The 15,584-nt window shown below is 51.1% G+C and carries 12 protein-coding genes; 4 read left to right on the forward strand and 8 right to left on the reverse strand.

What is annotated here, in order from left to right; translation table 11 throughout:
• Positions 1 to 6: 6 nt before the first annotated feature.
• Positions 7 to 714 (forward strand): 5'-methylthioadenosine/S-adenosylhomocysteine nucleosidase, encoded by a 708-nt coding sequence (mtnN, locus tag GA565_RS21430; protein WP_152200674.1) that lies wholly within the window; start codon positions 7 to 9, stop codon positions 712 to 714.
• Positions 715 to 1,527, forward strand: a complete 813-nt coding sequence (btuF, locus tag GA565_RS21435; RefSeq protein WP_226951007.1) for a vitamin B12 ABC transporter substrate-binding protein BtuF — start codon at positions 715 to 717, stop codon at positions 1,525 to 1,527.
• Between the two features lie 90 nt (positions 1,528 to 1,617).
• Here btuF and erpA read toward each other — a convergent pair whose 3' ends face one another.
• Positions 1,618 to 1,992, reverse strand: a complete 375-nt coding sequence (erpA, locus tag GA565_RS21440; RefSeq protein WP_152200676.1) for an iron-sulfur cluster insertion protein ErpA — start codon at positions 1,990 to 1,992, stop codon at positions 1,618 to 1,620.
• Between the two features lie 121 nt (positions 1,993 to 2,113).
• Complete coding sequence (gene clcA, locus GA565_RS21445) at positions 2,114 to 3,547, reverse strand: H(+)/Cl(-) exchange transporter ClcA (protein WP_152200678.1); 1,434 nt, start codon at positions 3,545 to 3,547, stop codon at positions 2,114 to 2,116.
• Between the two features lie 241 nt (positions 3,548 to 3,788).
• Between clcA and hemL the strand changes: the two genes are divergently transcribed.
• Positions 3,789 to 5,069, forward strand: coding sequence for a glutamate-1-semialdehyde 2,1-aminomutase (gene hemL / locus GA565_RS21450; RefSeq protein WP_152200679.1), 1,281 nt, complete (start codon positions 3,789 to 3,791; stop codon positions 5,067 to 5,069).
• Between the two features lie 72 nt (positions 5,070 to 5,141).
• Here the strand turns inward: hemL and GA565_RS21455 are convergent, their stop codons facing one another.
• Positions 5,142 to 6,728, reverse strand: coding sequence for a hypothetical protein (locus tag GA565_RS21455; protein WP_152200681.1), 1,587 nt, complete (start codon positions 6,726 to 6,728; stop codon positions 5,142 to 5,144).
• 250 nt (positions 6,729 to 6,978) lie between these two features.
• A complete protein-coding gene (locus tag GA565_RS21460; protein WP_152200683.1) occupies positions 6,979 to 8,334 on the reverse strand; it encodes an MFS transporter in 1,356 nt (451 codons plus the stop codon).
• A gap of 488 nt (positions 8,335 to 8,822) precedes the next feature.
• Between GA565_RS21460 and GA565_RS21465 the strand changes: the two genes are divergently transcribed.
• Positions 8,823 to 9,362, forward strand: coding sequence for a hypothetical protein (locus GA565_RS21465; RefSeq protein ID WP_152200685.1), 540 nt, complete (start codon positions 8,823 to 8,825; stop codon positions 9,360 to 9,362).
• Positions 9,363 to 9,454: 92 nt separating this feature from the next.
• Here the strand turns inward: GA565_RS21465 and fhuB are convergent, their stop codons facing one another.
• The 4 genes from fhuB to fhuA form a co-directional block, all read right to left on the reverse strand.
• Positions 9,455 to 11,443 (reverse strand): Fe(3+)-hydroxamate ABC transporter permease FhuB, encoded by a 1,989-nt coding sequence (fhuB, locus tag GA565_RS21470; RefSeq protein WP_152200687.1) that lies wholly within the window; start codon positions 11,441 to 11,443, stop codon positions 9,455 to 9,457.
• Entirely contained in the window at positions 11,440 to 12,351 is a 912-nt protein-coding gene (fhuD, locus tag GA565_RS21475) for a Fe(3+)-hydroxamate ABC transporter substrate-binding protein FhuD (protein ID WP_152200689.1), read from the reverse strand. The genes fhuB and fhuD overlap by 4 nt, the downstream gene beginning before the upstream one ends.
• Complete coding sequence (fhuC, locus tag GA565_RS21480; protein ID WP_152200691.1) at positions 12,351 to 13,163, reverse strand: Fe3+-hydroxamate ABC transporter ATP-binding protein FhuC; 813 nt, start codon at positions 13,161 to 13,163, stop codon at positions 12,351 to 12,353. Before fhuC ends, fhuD begins: the two co-directional genes overlap by 1 nt.
• A 71-nt stretch (positions 13,164 to 13,234) precedes the next feature.
• Positions 13,235 to 15,457, reverse strand: a complete 2,223-nt coding sequence (gene fhuA / locus GA565_RS21485) for a ferrichrome porin FhuA (protein WP_152200692.1) — start codon at positions 15,455 to 15,457, stop codon at positions 13,235 to 13,237.
• Positions 15,458 to 15,584 lie beyond the last annotated feature (127 nt).

The following is a 15,584-nucleotide window of genomic DNA, read 5'->3' on the forward strand; positions in this document are numbered from 1 at the left end:
CTTATCATGAAAGTAGGCATTATTGGCGCCATGGAACAAGAAGTTACCCTGCTGCGCGACAAAATCGAAAACCGTCAGACACTGCAACGCGCTGGCTGTGAAATCTACACCGGGACGCTGCACGGCGTAGACGTGGCGCTGCTGAAATCAGGTATTGGCAAGGTTTCTGCCGCTGTGGGCACCACCCTGCTGCTTGAACACTGCAAGCCGGACGTGGTTATCAACACCGGTTCTGCGGGCGGTCTGGCAAAAACGCTGAAAGTGGGTGACATCGTCGTTTCTGAAGAAGTGCGCTATCACGATGCTGACGTCACCGCTTTTGGCTACGAACCGGGTCAGATGGCCGGTTGCCCACCGGCATTTGTGGCAGACGCCGAGCTGATTAAACTGGCTGAATCCTGCATTAGCGGACTCAATTTAAACGCGGTGCGCGGCCTGATTTGCAGCGGCGACGCCTTTATCAATGGTGCAGAACCCCTGGCGCGCATTCGCAATGCTTTCCCAACCGTCGCTGCCGTTGAGATGGAAGCCGCCGCCGTAGGCCACGTTTGCCACCTTTTCGGCACGCCTTTCGTGGTGGTTCGCGCGATTTCCGACGTCGCAGACACCGAATCACACCTGAGCTTTGAAGAATTTTTGGTGGTCGCTGCCCAACAGTCAACGCTGATGGTCGATGCGATGCTAAAAGCGCTGGCTGCTAACCCTATCAAATAGGTGCAAGTAGCCCTGAGATTTTGCCTGCTCGCTGCGCTGTGGCTGCCTTTGGCGGCGATGGCGCAGGTTGCCGAGCGGGTCATTAGCCTGGCCCCCAACCTAACCGAACTGGCGTATGCCGCCGGTCTGGGTGACAAACTGGTGGGCGTAAGTGCCTATTCCGACTATCCGCCGCAGGCCGAAAAAATCGAGCAGGTTGCCAGTTGGCAGGGTATTAACGTTGAACGCATTCTGGCGCTGAAGCCTGATTTGGTGCTGGCGTGGCGGGGTGGCAATCCACAGCGTCCGCTTAATCAGTTGGCGTCATTGGGTGTCCACGTGATTTATCTGGACCCTCAAAACGTCAATCAGGTTGCTTTGGCGCTTGATCAGTTGGCTGATTACAGCAGCACACCACAAATCGGTCATCAGGCGGCGGAGAAAATTAGACAGCAGCTGAGTCAACTGCGCGCGCAATATGGATATAAACCGCCGTTGCCGGTGTTTATACAGTTCTCGACCCAGCCGCTGTTTACCAGCGCAGGCAGTACGTTGCAGAGCCAAATTGTTGAACTGTGTGGCGCTAAAAACATTTTTGCCGACAGCGCTGCGCCCTGGCCGCAGGTCAGTCGTGAACAGGTTTTGAGCCGACAGCCGCAGGCCATTGTTTTCCCCGGCACGACGCAGCAACAGGGTAAGATTACCGCCTTTTGGCGCGATCAGCTCAGTGTGCCGATGCTGGCGGTAAACGCTGACTGGTTCAATCGCGCGGGTCCTCGCATCATGCTGGCAGCCCAGCAGCTTTGCGCTGAAATAGACGCGATTAAACGCTAGAACATCCAGTGATGTCCCATCATAAACCCATAATAAAAAAGCCCCGTGCGCATGCACAGGGCTTTTTAAATTCTGTCAACCAAACGCGATTCAGATACTGAAAGATGAACCACAACCGCAGGTGGTTTTTGCGTTCGGGTTAGTCACCACGAAGCGCGAACCTTCCAGCCCTTCGGTATAGTCAACCGAACCGCCCACCAAATATTGCAGGCTCATAGGGTCAACCACCAACGCAACGCCTGATTTCTCTATCGTCATGTCACCGTCGTTGATTTTGTCGTCAAAGGTGAAGCCGTATTGGAATCCGCTGCAACCGCCGCCGGTAATGTACACACGCAGTTTCATGTCAGGATTTTCTTCATCCGCGACCAAGTTTTTAACTTTACGGGCCGCAGCGTCAGTAAATTGCAACGGCAGCGCAATAGGTTCTTCTACGGTTGGCTCACTTAAAATAGGTTCACTCATAGTATCTACTCCCAATCCGAATTCTGTTCAGGCCGCCGGATTGACTGTCTGAATAATGAACTGATTATCTAATACATGCATCTCAGATTCAAGTATGAGCCGTTTTTGCTACGCCGTCCCGCTAATTCGTGCCGTTATTTTGCGTAACCGTGCTGTCATTCTGTTCGGCCTGCTCTCGTTCCTGCTTCTGTAAGGTGCGGGTTAACAAGGCAGAATACAAGGGTTTGCCGCCAAGAAACTGCGCCAATAAGGTTGCACCGAGGCAGGTAATGATCATCGGTAGGATCAGCTGATAATTTTCTGTCATCTCCAGCACCAGTACGATACCGGTCAGCGGCGCACGCACCGTAGCCGCAAACAGCGCCCCCATGCCGGCAATAGCAAAGGTGCCCGGCTGAATGCCGTACTGCGGAAACATTGCCGCTGCCGCCATGCCAAACGCCGTGCCGAGTAAGGTCCCCAATGCCAGCATCGGGGCAAAAATTCCGCCCGGTGCGCCGGAAGAGAAGCACAGTAAGGTGGTTGCCACACGGGTAATAAAGATAAACAGCAGCATGCCCAATGAGTAAGTTCCCGCCGCCGCCAAGGGGATTAACGCAAAGCCGCCACCGGCCGCTTCGGGTTTAATCAGCCCCAGCAGGCCGCACATGCCGCCGAGCAGTCCGCCCATCAGCAGAATTTTTTGCAAATTGCCGCCGTGCAGGCGGGCGAACATATCTTGGGTGCGAAAAATTAGCGCATTGAAACAAACGCCAACAATGCCAAACACCATGCCCAGCACCAGATACAGCCAGAAGGTTTGCAATGAAACGTTTGCCAGGACGCCCACGTTAATCACCGCGCGTTCGCCGTTAAACAGGCGGTAAACGATGCTCGACATGATCACGCCAATAAACACCGCTTTTACTGAAATCAGGCTGTAACGAAACTGCAGCCGCATCTCTTCGATAATAAACAGGATCCCTGCCAGCGGCGCGTTGAATGCCGCAGAAAGCCCCGCCGCCGCGCCGGTGGCCAGCAGCGTATGGCGCGCTTCAGCGCTGCGCATACGGAAGATATCGGCCAACATTTTGCCCAGATTAGCACCCATCTGCACCGTTGGGCCTTCACGCCCCAACACCATGCCCGCACCGAGCGTGCCCATCCCGCCGACAAACTTCACCGGAATAACCCGCCACCAGCGCACCGGACGTAGCTCTTCAAGCGCACCTTCAATTTCAGGAATGCCCGAACCGCTAGCCTCTGGGGCAAAGCGACGCACCAGATAATAGCCAACCATCGCCAGCAGCGCGGAAACGATAAAGGTCAGCGGCCACAGCAGCCAAGCGTGACCGCTGACGTTATCCAACCCCGAGAGTCTGAGATGCTGCACCCAGTCCACGGCCTTTTCGAAGGCCACGCCAAGCAGTCCGGCAAAAATACCCACCAGCGCGGCAACAACAAGTATCGCCATCGGGGTTTTATCACGACGTAAAAATTGACGCAGAATTTCACTCGGACGCCTGCGCAGAGGAATACCTGACGCAGCGGGCGCCTGTTTTACAGATTCTGTCATGGTGTACTTTTCAATGAATAGGCGGATAAATCAGACTAAAGAGTTAATCATACAAATCGCATAGACAACACGCATAATATATTTCTTAACCTTTCGCTAGCCTGCAAACATTTCATAACGACGCTATGTTCTCTAGAATAGGGCAAATCGTAAGGCTGTCGGTGAAGACCGTCCATTTCAATACGCTTTTTCTGCGTGTGAGCTTACCAAGCCCGCACGAAAAAAAACCAGGAGCAAGTCAATGAGTAAGTCAGAAAGTCTATTCACCCAAGCGCAAACGCTGATCCCCGGAGGCGTGAACTCGCCGGTGCGTGCATTCAACGGCGTCGGCGGTGTACCACTATTCATTGAGCGTGCCGACGGCGCATTTTTATATGATGCAGACGGCAAAGCCTACATCGACTATGTCGGCTCATGGGGCCCTATGGTTCTGGGCCACAACAACGCCACCATCCGCAATGCAGTTATCGAAGCCGCCCAGCGCGGCCTGAGCTTCGGCGCACCCACCGAGATGGAAGTCAAAATGGCCAGCCTGGTGACCGGCCTGGTGCCAAGCATGGACATGGTTCGCATGGTTAACTCCGGCACCGAAGCCACCATGAGCGCCATCCGCCTGGCGCGTGGCTTCACCCACCGCGACAAAATCATTAAATTTGAAGGCTGCTATCACGGCCACGCTGACTGCCTGCTGGTGAAAGCCGGTTCAGGCGCGCTGACCATGGGCCAGCCGAACTCCCCCGGTGTGCCGGCTGATTTTGCCAAACATACTCTGACTTGTACCTACAACAGTCTGGATTCTGTGCGCGAAGTGTTCGAACAATACCCTGAAGACGTCGCCTGTATTATCGTCGAGCCGGTCGCCGGTAACATGAACTGCGTGCCGCCGCTGCCGGAATTCCTGCCGGGACTGCGTAAACTGTGCGACGAGTTTGGTGCGCTGCTGATTATTGACGAAGTGATGACCGGTTTCCGCGTTGCGCTGGGCGGTGCTCAGGAATATTACGACGTGAAACCAGACCTTACCTGTTTGGGTAAAATTATCGGTGGCGGTATGCCCGTCGGCGCATTCGGAGGCCGTCGCGACGTGATGCAAGCATTGGCGCCGACCGGTCCGGTTTATCAGGCTGGCACGCTTTCGGGTAATCCGATTGCCATGGCCGCGGGCATTGCCTGTCTGACTCAGGTTGCAGAACCGGGCGTTCATCAGAAATTGACCGACCTGACCACCCAATTGGCCGAAGGCCTGAAAGCAGCGGCAGCCGCGGAAAATATTCCGTTTGTGGTGAACCACGTAGGCGGCATGTTCGGCCTGTTCTTTACCGAATCAGCGTCCGTAACAAGCTATGCTGAAGTGATGAACTGCAACGTTGAGCGCTTCAAGAAGTTCTTCCATTTGATGCTGGAAGAAGGCGTTTATCTGGCACCTTCGGCGTTTGAGGCCGGCTTTATGTCCATCGCACACAGCGCTGAAGACATTCAACGCACTGTAGATGCGGCACGCCGCAGTTTTGCCAAGCTTTGACAACAGAAAGTTGCCTCAGGTTATCCGGAGATAGCATCTTACATATTTCTGGAAACCTAAGGCAATTTTAGCTTACTCCCTATTTTCTGGGGCTGTGTTCCTTCGCCGAACCTGCGCATCGACTACCTGAGGCTGTGGTATCGATGCGTTAGGGGCTTTCGATACAATCTCTATCTTACCCGAGCCCCTGAACACCACTCCGCCCCCGAACCCTGTTTGCACAGGTACCCCCAAAGCCACTCCCGCGTTATTGACTTCCATACTTTGTGTTATTTGTTTATTGGGCGCAATCTTCGGTATTTTGGCAGCCAGATATCCCCCCACCATTTGCCCTGCCACAGTAGCTCCCGTGGTTCTCGCAACATCAGGGGGAAGAAAAAAATACGCCAATGCACCTGCTGATGTGGCACTTGCTGCAGTTATCCCCAAATTTGCAAGTATTTTCAGCTTTTCGTCGTCAACGGAATAGACCGCTTTACTCACACTCATACTTGCGTAGACAGAGCCTTGCACTCCTGCGCGAACTTCACTGCCTAATAAAGAGAGATTAACTCGCCCTCTCGCTAATTGCTCATGAACAAGTTTAAAGCCTTTCTGATTGTCAAATTCATATTTTTTTGTTGTAGGGTTATATTCGAGAGTGCATCCGATGCCTATTCTGTCTCTTATCATCGCCCCTGTTCCTATACTCAAGTTAACATTTTTTTCATCGATATTGGCAAGTGTTCCCAATATCGGAAAACTGGTTTTTATCCCGACTTCAGTATTAATATAGATATCCGGTGAAATTATCTTTGGCTTTTCTTTTTGCCTTTCCTTTTGCTTTCCCTCTGGCTTTTCATGGCGGGATATCATACTCACAAGGTCTTCATAAGGGATAACAAACCTACCCTGCACTGCGCCTCTTGTATAAGCAGAAGTGAAGTCATTAAACTCTTGACCATAGGAAATATAACCTAATGCGACAGTGGATTTGAAAGTAACTACATCAAAGAAAAAAGCCTTTATTACTTCATAAGCCTCAAGACTGTCTAAAAACGAATTTTCTTTTTTCAGCATATCTAAGGCCTTACTCTTTTCATCGAACTGTGCCTCAAAAGAATGTAGTTTAGCTTTCATCTCTGATAATCTATTTTTATTCCCTTCCATTTGAATAATTAACTTTTCTTTTTCATTTTCACTATCACTTCCTTCAAAACGGGTCTCCTCCGAACGTAACACGCCTTTAAGACTTGCTATTTCCTCTTTTAAGAATTTAACAATAAAACCAAGCCTTGCTTTTTCTATTGCTATAGAAACATATACTTTTGTTGTTTTCTCATCAGTCATGAGCAAATCCATTACCTTGACGACCAACGCCTTATGCTCACTCAATATGTCATCACCGAGTTTATTTATTGCCTCAGTGGCTTTGCTTGCAAGTTGTTTAATACATTCATTTTTAGCCGAATGCCATCGATTACCGATTGTGTGTGGGATGTTTGTTAGCACGTTATTCGTTAAAAATGATAAACAGCCAACGTTATCTTTTTTAACCTCGGTAATCATATCAATCGCCGTAAATTCCCGCGAGCGGCTGGGGGATGAGATTGGTTGATGTACAACAGTGTCAGGAGGAAAGCAAGATTGCAATACTGTCGCTTGTTTAATCCCTTTCACATGACTTACCAGGCTCGGTGATGCCGAATGTGGTGTTATACAGGATAGTTCAATAGAATGAAGGGTACTAATAGAGTCAACTCTACGCATATATTTTGTCCTGGATGGTTAAAAATTAAAGACGAGTGATGTCTAAAACCGGTATACATTTATAGACCAAGCAGAATTTATCCGCCCCCCACCTTCCTAAGAAGGGAGGGCCGAATAATTCACTGTTATTTTTATTATTATTTTTTATATTGTTATATTTTTATACTTTAGGAGAAGTGGCCGCTTTCCTCTCTAACTCCAATGCTCCTCTGTGCGACAAGACGCAGAATATAATGCAACAAACCGCACCGCCCATTAATAGATAAAATCCAGCATGCCAACCGAATTTATCAACCATTACACCAAAAAAAACAGTCCCCAGCGAGCTGCCCAATATATAACTTAAAAAGCCTCTGAGCCCCACAGCAGAACCTACGGCAAAGCGGGGAACTATCTCCATTGTTTGCACAGAAGCTAAAAATTGTGGCACATAAATAAGACAACCTACCGTAGCTGCAAAAAAAGAAATCATTATGACGGAATCACTTCTCCAGTAGCCAAATAAACAAAAGAAAATAATGGTCATGCAAATAATTGCAAGCGGCATGCGTCTGCCTTTAAACACCTTATCCGTTAACCATCCGGCAAGCAAAGTAGAAGGGATCGCTGCCCATTCAAAGAACAGGAAAGCAATGCTCATTTCTTCTTTTGAAAAGTGCTTAACGGTCAATAGATAGATAGGTAACCAGCTGATGACCCCAAAACGCACCATATACACAAATACATCGACAAAAGACACATACCAGGCATTTTTGTTTTTTAACACAAAGGTGTAAAAAATTTGATAAGCCGTCATATCTTCGGGCGCGACTGCATAGTGTGAATGATCAATTACATTTTTTTCTTCCGGGATCATTTCGTCCAGAGAAGGTAATCCTTCTTGTTGAGGCGTTCCCTTGCCCAGTATCAAAATAACCACAGTAAAAAGAACAGCGATACCTGCAGGGAAAATATAGCTTGCAAGTTGCCAATGCTCTGTCCCAACAAGAGCAAAAGCGACACCCACAATAGGGGCAACAATTCCTCCGCCTAGATTATGGGAAACATTCCAAAAAGCCGTCACTCGACCACGAATAGTCTTGGGAAACCAGTTTGCAATGGTAATAAAAGAAGGCCCCACGCCCATTCCCTGAAAAATACCATTGCAGATAATCAACACGACAAAAACCCAAAACATACTACTAAAACCCAAACCGACATTAACAACTGCACACATAAACAGCCCACAAGCCATGAACACCTTGGGACTCATTTTGTCTGAAAGACTGCTCATCACCCCTTTGCTTATTCCATACGCAATAAGCATACCACTACTTAAAAAACCAATTTGAGTCGCGCTAAGTTCGAGATGCTCTTTCAAATAGGGGGTTGAGAGTATGAAGTTACTACGAACAATATAATAGGCTAAATAACCTAAAAATACGCTCATTAAGGCTTGTATTCGATAACGCTTATACGTAGCCGGAACATCATCCGATGAAACCTTGGCGACGGTTGCTTTGCGGATATTAAGCATAATAATACTTTCCTTGTAATAGTTAAACAATTGCACGTCTAAGAAAAGGATAGATATATTAAATTATTAAAAACTTTCGATAAAAATTACCTAAAGTTATTTCTTTCTATTTCTTAGGGATATATTAAAAATAAATTTGATACTAATTCCTTAAGAAATAAAGTCGACAAGCTATATCGAAAACAGAGTCTTTGCTCACAGATAACACGCAACTTGCTTGATTTGGATCAATTGGCTGAAACCAGGCACCTGCTGGTGAGGTTTTTTTACGCGAAACCCCCACCAAACTTAAATTAAACTTAAGATTTAATCTCCAGGGAAAACTGTATCCACAGACTGCTACGGATCTGATTTTTTAGAGATAATCATGGTATATCAGATCTAAAAAACCTGATTTTTTTCTGATCGCCCCCTTACCCCTCTGAGAAATTAGCTACCTTTAAATCGAAAGTTAATTTTTTCTTATCAATAAAGAGAGGAGAAATATTATGCCGAATGGATTTCCAGAAGGTAAATTCCGCATTATCAACAGAGATACCGGCCACTGCCTGGCCAGTTTTTACGGCGGTCAATCCTATGGTAGTCAAGATGCCTATGATCGGCTGACAGGTGAAAAGGGTTCTATCACATACTCGCACACTAATGACAGAGTTTTTGGTCTGCGGTCTGAACCTCAGGGAGAGGATATCGAACTCTGGTATTCCGATGGCTCCAATGACCCGTGGGGCAAGCCGAAAAAGAGACTCTTCAATATCATTGAAGATATTAGAACCAGTTGGGTGCTGCAGGTTGACGAGGGGCAGAGATACAGACTTGAGGGTATCACCGAGCCTGCCGTAGGAGTAAGAATGTTTGGTGCAGGACGCGACGGGGTCAACAAATGGCAGGAGGAGGATGGCTTTATTTATGTTCATGGCAACTGGGGTCAAGTGCTAACCCTCGCCTATAAAGCCGGAAGTCATGAGGCGGTGGCGGTAATGACCTCTCGCGGTGCGCCGAATCAGCAGTGGGTATTTAAGTCATTTTAGCCGTTTCATCATCGTGGCTTTATCACTAAGCCGGCGGTATAACAGCGCGTAATCCTGATAATTCTCTGATTACGCGCTGAGTATTTGCTGATTTATGACGCCTGTTTACGCAGCAGATAGATAAAGTAAGGTGCGCCGATAAAAGTCGCCAACAGCCCCGCAGGAATCTGATTCGGGAAGATAATCATTCGCCCGAGCCAGTCGGCCAGCACCATTAGCAGCCCGCCCAACAGACTGGCAACTATCCACTGCGCAATTGCCCGACGGAAACCGAGCATCCGCGCCATGTGCGGCGCCATCAGTCCAATAAAACTTAGCGGCCCCACGGTTAGCGTGGCCAGAGCCGTCATGACTGCCGCTAAGGCCAGCAGGGTCAAGCGACTCGGGGCCAGCGCCAGCCCGACTGAGCGCCCGGTAACACTGCCCAGCGGTAAAATATTCACCCAGCGGCGGCAGAAAGGCACCCACGCCAGCAGTACCACGGTAATGATGCCGGTGCGCCATGCCTGCTCCGCCGTTACTGAATAGGTGGAGCCAGAGATCCAGGTCAGCAAACCGCCCATGCGCGGATCACCGCTGGCTAGCAACAGCGCCAATATTGTATTAAAGGCGGTACTCAGTGCTATTCCGGCCAGCAGCATGCGCTCTGGGGAAAAACGACGAACGCCGGACACCAGCATAATCACCATCAGCGTAACGGCTGCACCCAGGCTACCCGCCGGTAACAGCCAGGCAAAGGCATCGCCGGGCACCAGAAACAGCATAATGACTACACCAAATGCGGCACCAGAGCTAATGCCCAAAACTTCCGGACTCGCCATCGGGTTACCGGTAAGCTTCTGAATAATCACCCCCGAAGAGGCCAGCATCACGCCCGCAGCCAGTGCGGCAAAAACTCTCGGCGTACGCCACGGCAGCAGTAAATCAAGCTGATGCCCCATCGACCACTGCCAGCCGTGCGCGTCACGGCCAAAGCACAGCGCTAGCGCCATTCCCGCCAGCAGCAGCACGCTCGCCAAACTCGTCCAACGCAGCAGATGATGGCGCTCTTTAGGCACGTGGTCGCCAATATTCATCGGTGGCGGCACCGCGCTATTTCGCAGGCGCGGCAGCAACCACAGTAAAATCGGTGCCCCCACCAGCGCGGTGGCCGCCCCCGTAGACACTTCTAACCAGACTTGTGCCAGCCACAGAACAATCTGATCGGTGAACCACAGCAGCAGTGCGCCGATAATGGGGGCCAGGATCAGCCGTGATTTCAATCGTCGTGCGCCGAGAATCTTGGCCAGTAGCGGCGCAAACAGGCCGATAAAGCCGATTATTCCCACCGCATTCACCAGTTGCGCACTCATCACTATCGCCAGCGCCAGCACGGTAAAGCGCGCGACCGAGAGTCCCAGTCCAAGATTTTTGGCAACGCCGTCGTCCAGACCGAGCAGCGTCATCGGGCGCTGCAGCATAAACGCCAGCAGCCAGACAACGACCACTCTGGGCAACAGAAAACGGGCTGTGTGCCAGTCCTGCTGATTTAAAGAGCCGGTGCTCCAGATATACAGGCTTTGCAACTGCTGATAGTTAAATAGCCCAAGCAGGCTGCTCACTGCGCCGCAGTAAAGTCCCAACACCAAACCGGCGAGGACAAGCGTTACCGGTGACATTCTCTTGCCCCAAGCGACCCCAAATACCACCAGCCCTACCACTACTGCGCCAATCATGGCAGCAAATTGCTGGGTAATTTGTCCGCCCGGCAGGCTCCATAGCGTCGCCACCGTCAGGCCAAGTTGCGCGCCGGCGGAAACACCGAGTGTAGAAGGTTCGGCAAGCGGATTGCGCAACACCTGCTGAAACAGTAGCCCGACTAGCCCAAGACCCGCACCGGCCAGCAGCGCCACGGCCGAACGTGGCAGCAGGCTGTAGTGAAACAACATCTGGCGCACGTCGTCGATATTGGGATGCCAAAAAGCTTCACGCCACAGCGCCAACGGAAGTTGATGTTGCAGGTTATACAGATTTAGCAGAACGCAGATAACCGCAAGAGAAATAAGCAGGGCCAGCGTTTGGCTGACTGAACGGCGATTCATACAGGCTTCCCAAGCGTGGTCGATAAAATATGACAAAAGCGCATGGCGCAAAACGTCGCGCCATAAAACCAGACGGCGGGCACTACGCTGAGCTGATCCTCACGCACAAACGGCAGCGACTGCCACAGCGGTGTTTTGGAAACTTCGGCCATCAGTGCTTCACTGCCGTGATTAAAACAGAGTGCACGGGCGTGTTTGATGGACGCCAGCCGTTCAATGCCTACCGTTGCACTTCCCCAAAAGTTTTTCTCGCCGTTCCAGGCGTTGGTGAGTCCGACGTCGGTCAGCACTTCCTGCAGCAGGCTGCCTTCACCAAAAACCAGCACGTGGCGTTTATCGAGGAAAGAAAACAACAACACCGGCTGGTCCGCGACGGACTTAACGCTGTCGCGCGTTTGCGCCAAAACTTGCTGATATTGTTGTAAATGTTGAGCGGCTCGTGTTTGCAGGCCAAGATATTCTGCCAGCTTGTGGAGCGATCGAATCGCCTGCTGCAACGGTTGACCACTGCCGTCGTTGGCGGTAACGGTCAGCACCGGGCTAATGGGCTCGAGCTGGCTGGCTTTCGGGCCATAGCCTTGAGAGATAAGAATAAGTGACGGCTTCATCTGCTGCATCAATTCAAGATTCGGCGCAGTGCGCTGGCCGACTTCAATCACCGAAGGAGCCAGCCTGGGCTCTTCAACCCACAAATTATAATTGCGAATATCCGCGACGCCCATTGGCATCACGCCCAGCGCGATAAGCAACTCGGCGGGCAGCCATTCCAGGGCAATAATGCGAGTCAGGTCTATAGCCGTATTTTTGGCCGCAACCTGAGAACTCAATACGGGGAGTGCTGAAACCAGCGGCGCCATCGCCATCGCCTGCAGCAGGCGACGGCGGGTCAAATCGGGAATATTACGCATTAGTATACAAAGCTTACCGGCGCCCCACCCGCAGGATGAGGCAAAATGCCCATAGGAATGCCGTAGACTTTCTCGAGAACATCGCCCTGCATCATCTGCTCAGGGTTGCCTTCGGCAATCATTTCTCCCGCGCGTAACGCCACCAGGCGATCGCAGTAACGGGCGGCCATATTGATGTCATGCAGCACGGCAATAACCGTCAACCCTTTCTGGTGACTCAATCGCTGGATAAGCGCCAGCACGTCAACCTGATGGGCAATATCCAGTGCAGAGGTGGGTTCGTCGAGCAAAAGACAGCGACTGTCTTGTGCCACCATCATCGCCAGCCACGCGCGCTGACGTTCGCCGCCGGAAAGGCTATCGACCAGACGTTGGGCAAAGGGCTGAAGGCCCACCAACTCAATGGCTTCTTCCACTTTTTCACGATCATGCAGTCGAAAACGCCCCAGCGCGCCGTGCCACGGATAGCGACCAATCGCCACCAGTTCGTGAACCGTCATGCCTTCCGCCGCCGGCAACTGCTGGGGGAGATAAGCAACCTGACGCGCAAAGGCTTTGCTCTCCCACTGATCGACCGGTTTCTCGTTAAGCAGCACTTTGCCCGATGAGGCTGGCTGATGGCGACCGAGCATTTTAAGCAGCGTGGATTTACCCGATCCGTTATGGCCGATCAATCCACACACTTTTCCCTGTGGGAAGGTGAGCGAAAGAGGGGCTAATAGCGTGAGCCCGGGCACGGTAAAACTCACCTGATCCAAACGATAAATGCTGTCTTCAAGCGTCTGCTGCTGTGCTACGTGGGCAGTTTTCATAATGGCCTATCGTTAAGTTAGCCGGGTACAGTGTGGCACTGTGCCCGGCTATTTTAGCAAGGAATAACCGGTTAGAAGCGGAAGGTTGCCGTCGCGACTATCTGACGATCGGTGCCCCAGTAGCAGGCATAATCGCGATAGCAACTGGCAACGTACTCGCGGTTAAACAGGTTGTTAATGTTGACGCCGACGGAAGAGCCCGGCAGTCCAACACGTGCCAGATCGTATTTAACCAACGCATCAACAAGGGCATAGCTCGCCACGTTGAACGGCTTGTTATTGTCTTCACCGGTGGTGTAGAAGCTGGACGTCGCCCCTACGTAACGCACGCCGGAACCTACGGTCAGGCCGCTAAGTGCCGACTCGTGGAAAGTATAATCGGCCCACAGCGAGGCCATGTTGCGCGGCACTTCCACCGGGCGCTGGCCCTGATAGTGGGTGTCGTGCGTATATTTCGCATCGGTAAAGGTATAGGAAGCGATGACGTTAATATTGGCATTAACGGCGGCTTTTGCCTCTAGCTCCACGCCGCGCGAGCGGATGACGCCAGACTGAACGCTGAAATTGGTGTTAGCCGGGTCAACCGTCAGATTGTTGTCTTTGGTGAGCTGATACACCGCCGCCGTCAGGCTAATGGGGCGATCATCAGGAATATATTTCAGACCGGCTTCATACTGCTTGCCAATCGACGGCTTGAACGGCTGAGCAGTTACCGTTGCGCCAGGCGTGGGCTCAAACGACTCGCTGTAGCTAAAGTACGGTGAAATACCATTATCAAACAGATAGTTGAGACCGCCGCGCCAGGTAATGTGGTGGTCTTTAATGGCTGCCGTCGTATTGCTGCTGCGGGTCAGCGTTGAGGTTTTTGCGATGTCATAGCGCGCACCGGTAGTCAGGATCCAATGATTCCACTCAGCCTGATCCTGCACATACAGGCCGGTCTGCTCCTGACGATTTAACACGTTGTACAGGAAACCGCCCTTCGCATCCGAATTGTTGTAGTCAGGATGGGTCAGGCTGAGGTTGTTGGCAGAACCATAGTCGGCATCAATGCTGTTGCTCATTCGCATATAATCGACACCCATCAACAGGGTGTGATCGACCGCGGCGGTCGAGAATTTGGCCTGCGCCTGGGTATCAACATCGAAGTTGTTCAGCTTCTCGGAAGAGACCACATAACCCCGGCTAATTTGCGCCGGTGCCACGTATCCGGTGTCATAGATGCCAGTATATTTACTGTCAATTTTGGTGTAACGCAGGTTCTGACGCACGGTCCAGGTATCATTAAACTCATGATCGAAGCTGTAACCCACCATTTTTTGATTACGCGACAGTCGGCTATTGCCGTCTCCATCATTAAAATCGGTCGGAAGCTTATGCGGTTTACCATTGGCATCGTAGAAAGGCACAACGGTACCCTGACGCGGCATCCAGCCGTAGAAGCCTGAGTCTGGGTCATCCTGGAAATTACTCAGGAAGGTGAAATTGGTTTTATCATCCGGATGCCAGCTGAACGACGGGGCAATCGCGTAACGTTTCTCTTTCGCCATCACCTGCTGGGTGTTTTGGCTGTGAGCCACGCCGGTTAAGCGATAGGAATACACGCCATCATCGTCAATGGCATCGCTGAAGTCGAAACCGGTTTGATAGAGGCTGTCTGACCCCATTTTGAACTGTATTTCACGTAATGGCTCAGTAGTCGGACGCTTGCTGACCATGGTAATCACGCCGCCCGGATTGCTCTTGCCGTATAAAACGGAAGACGGGCCGCGCAGCAGCTCAACGCGTTCGAGGAAATACGGGTCCATCGACACTTCAGAGTAGTTGTCACCCTGCAATTTGATGCCGTCGAGATACTGATTGGTGTTTACCGAGGTAAAACCACGGATTGCCACGGCATCATACGTGCTGGAGCTGCCGCGACTGGCGAATACGCCCGGCGCATAGTTCAACGCCTCTTTTACCGTGGCAGGTTGGCGCGTATCCATCTCTTCGCGCGTTACCACCGAAATAGACTGCGGCGTTTTCACGATCGGCGTATCGGTTTTTGTGCCGGTGGCGCTATGTTTGGCAACAATCGTCGGTGCCGGTCCCCAGGCTGATTCCTGTGCAACGTTTGATGACGCATCGCCGACGACGGTGATGGTATCGCTTTTTGGCGCACTCGCTGTCGTTTCAGCCGCAAAGGCTTGAAAAACAAAGCCGGTGAGCGCGGCGGCAACGGTTAATGCAATCTTGTTACGAATGAAAGGTGCTAAGCAGTTATTCACAGACGGAGTGCGCATATAAGCCATTGGATAATCCCGGGAGACATTGAAATAGGAATGAAAACGATAATTATTATTATAACGATCGCATGATATGCGTAAGTGTCAGGAAACTGCAAGGGCATTTACCTTTTGCACTAACTGAGCGACATTT

The sequence above is a fragment of the Rouxiella sp. S1S-2 genome, assembly GCF_009208105.1.
In the GTDB taxonomy this organism is placed as follows: Bacteria; Pseudomonadota; Gammaproteobacteria; order Enterobacterales; family Enterobacteriaceae; genus Rouxiella.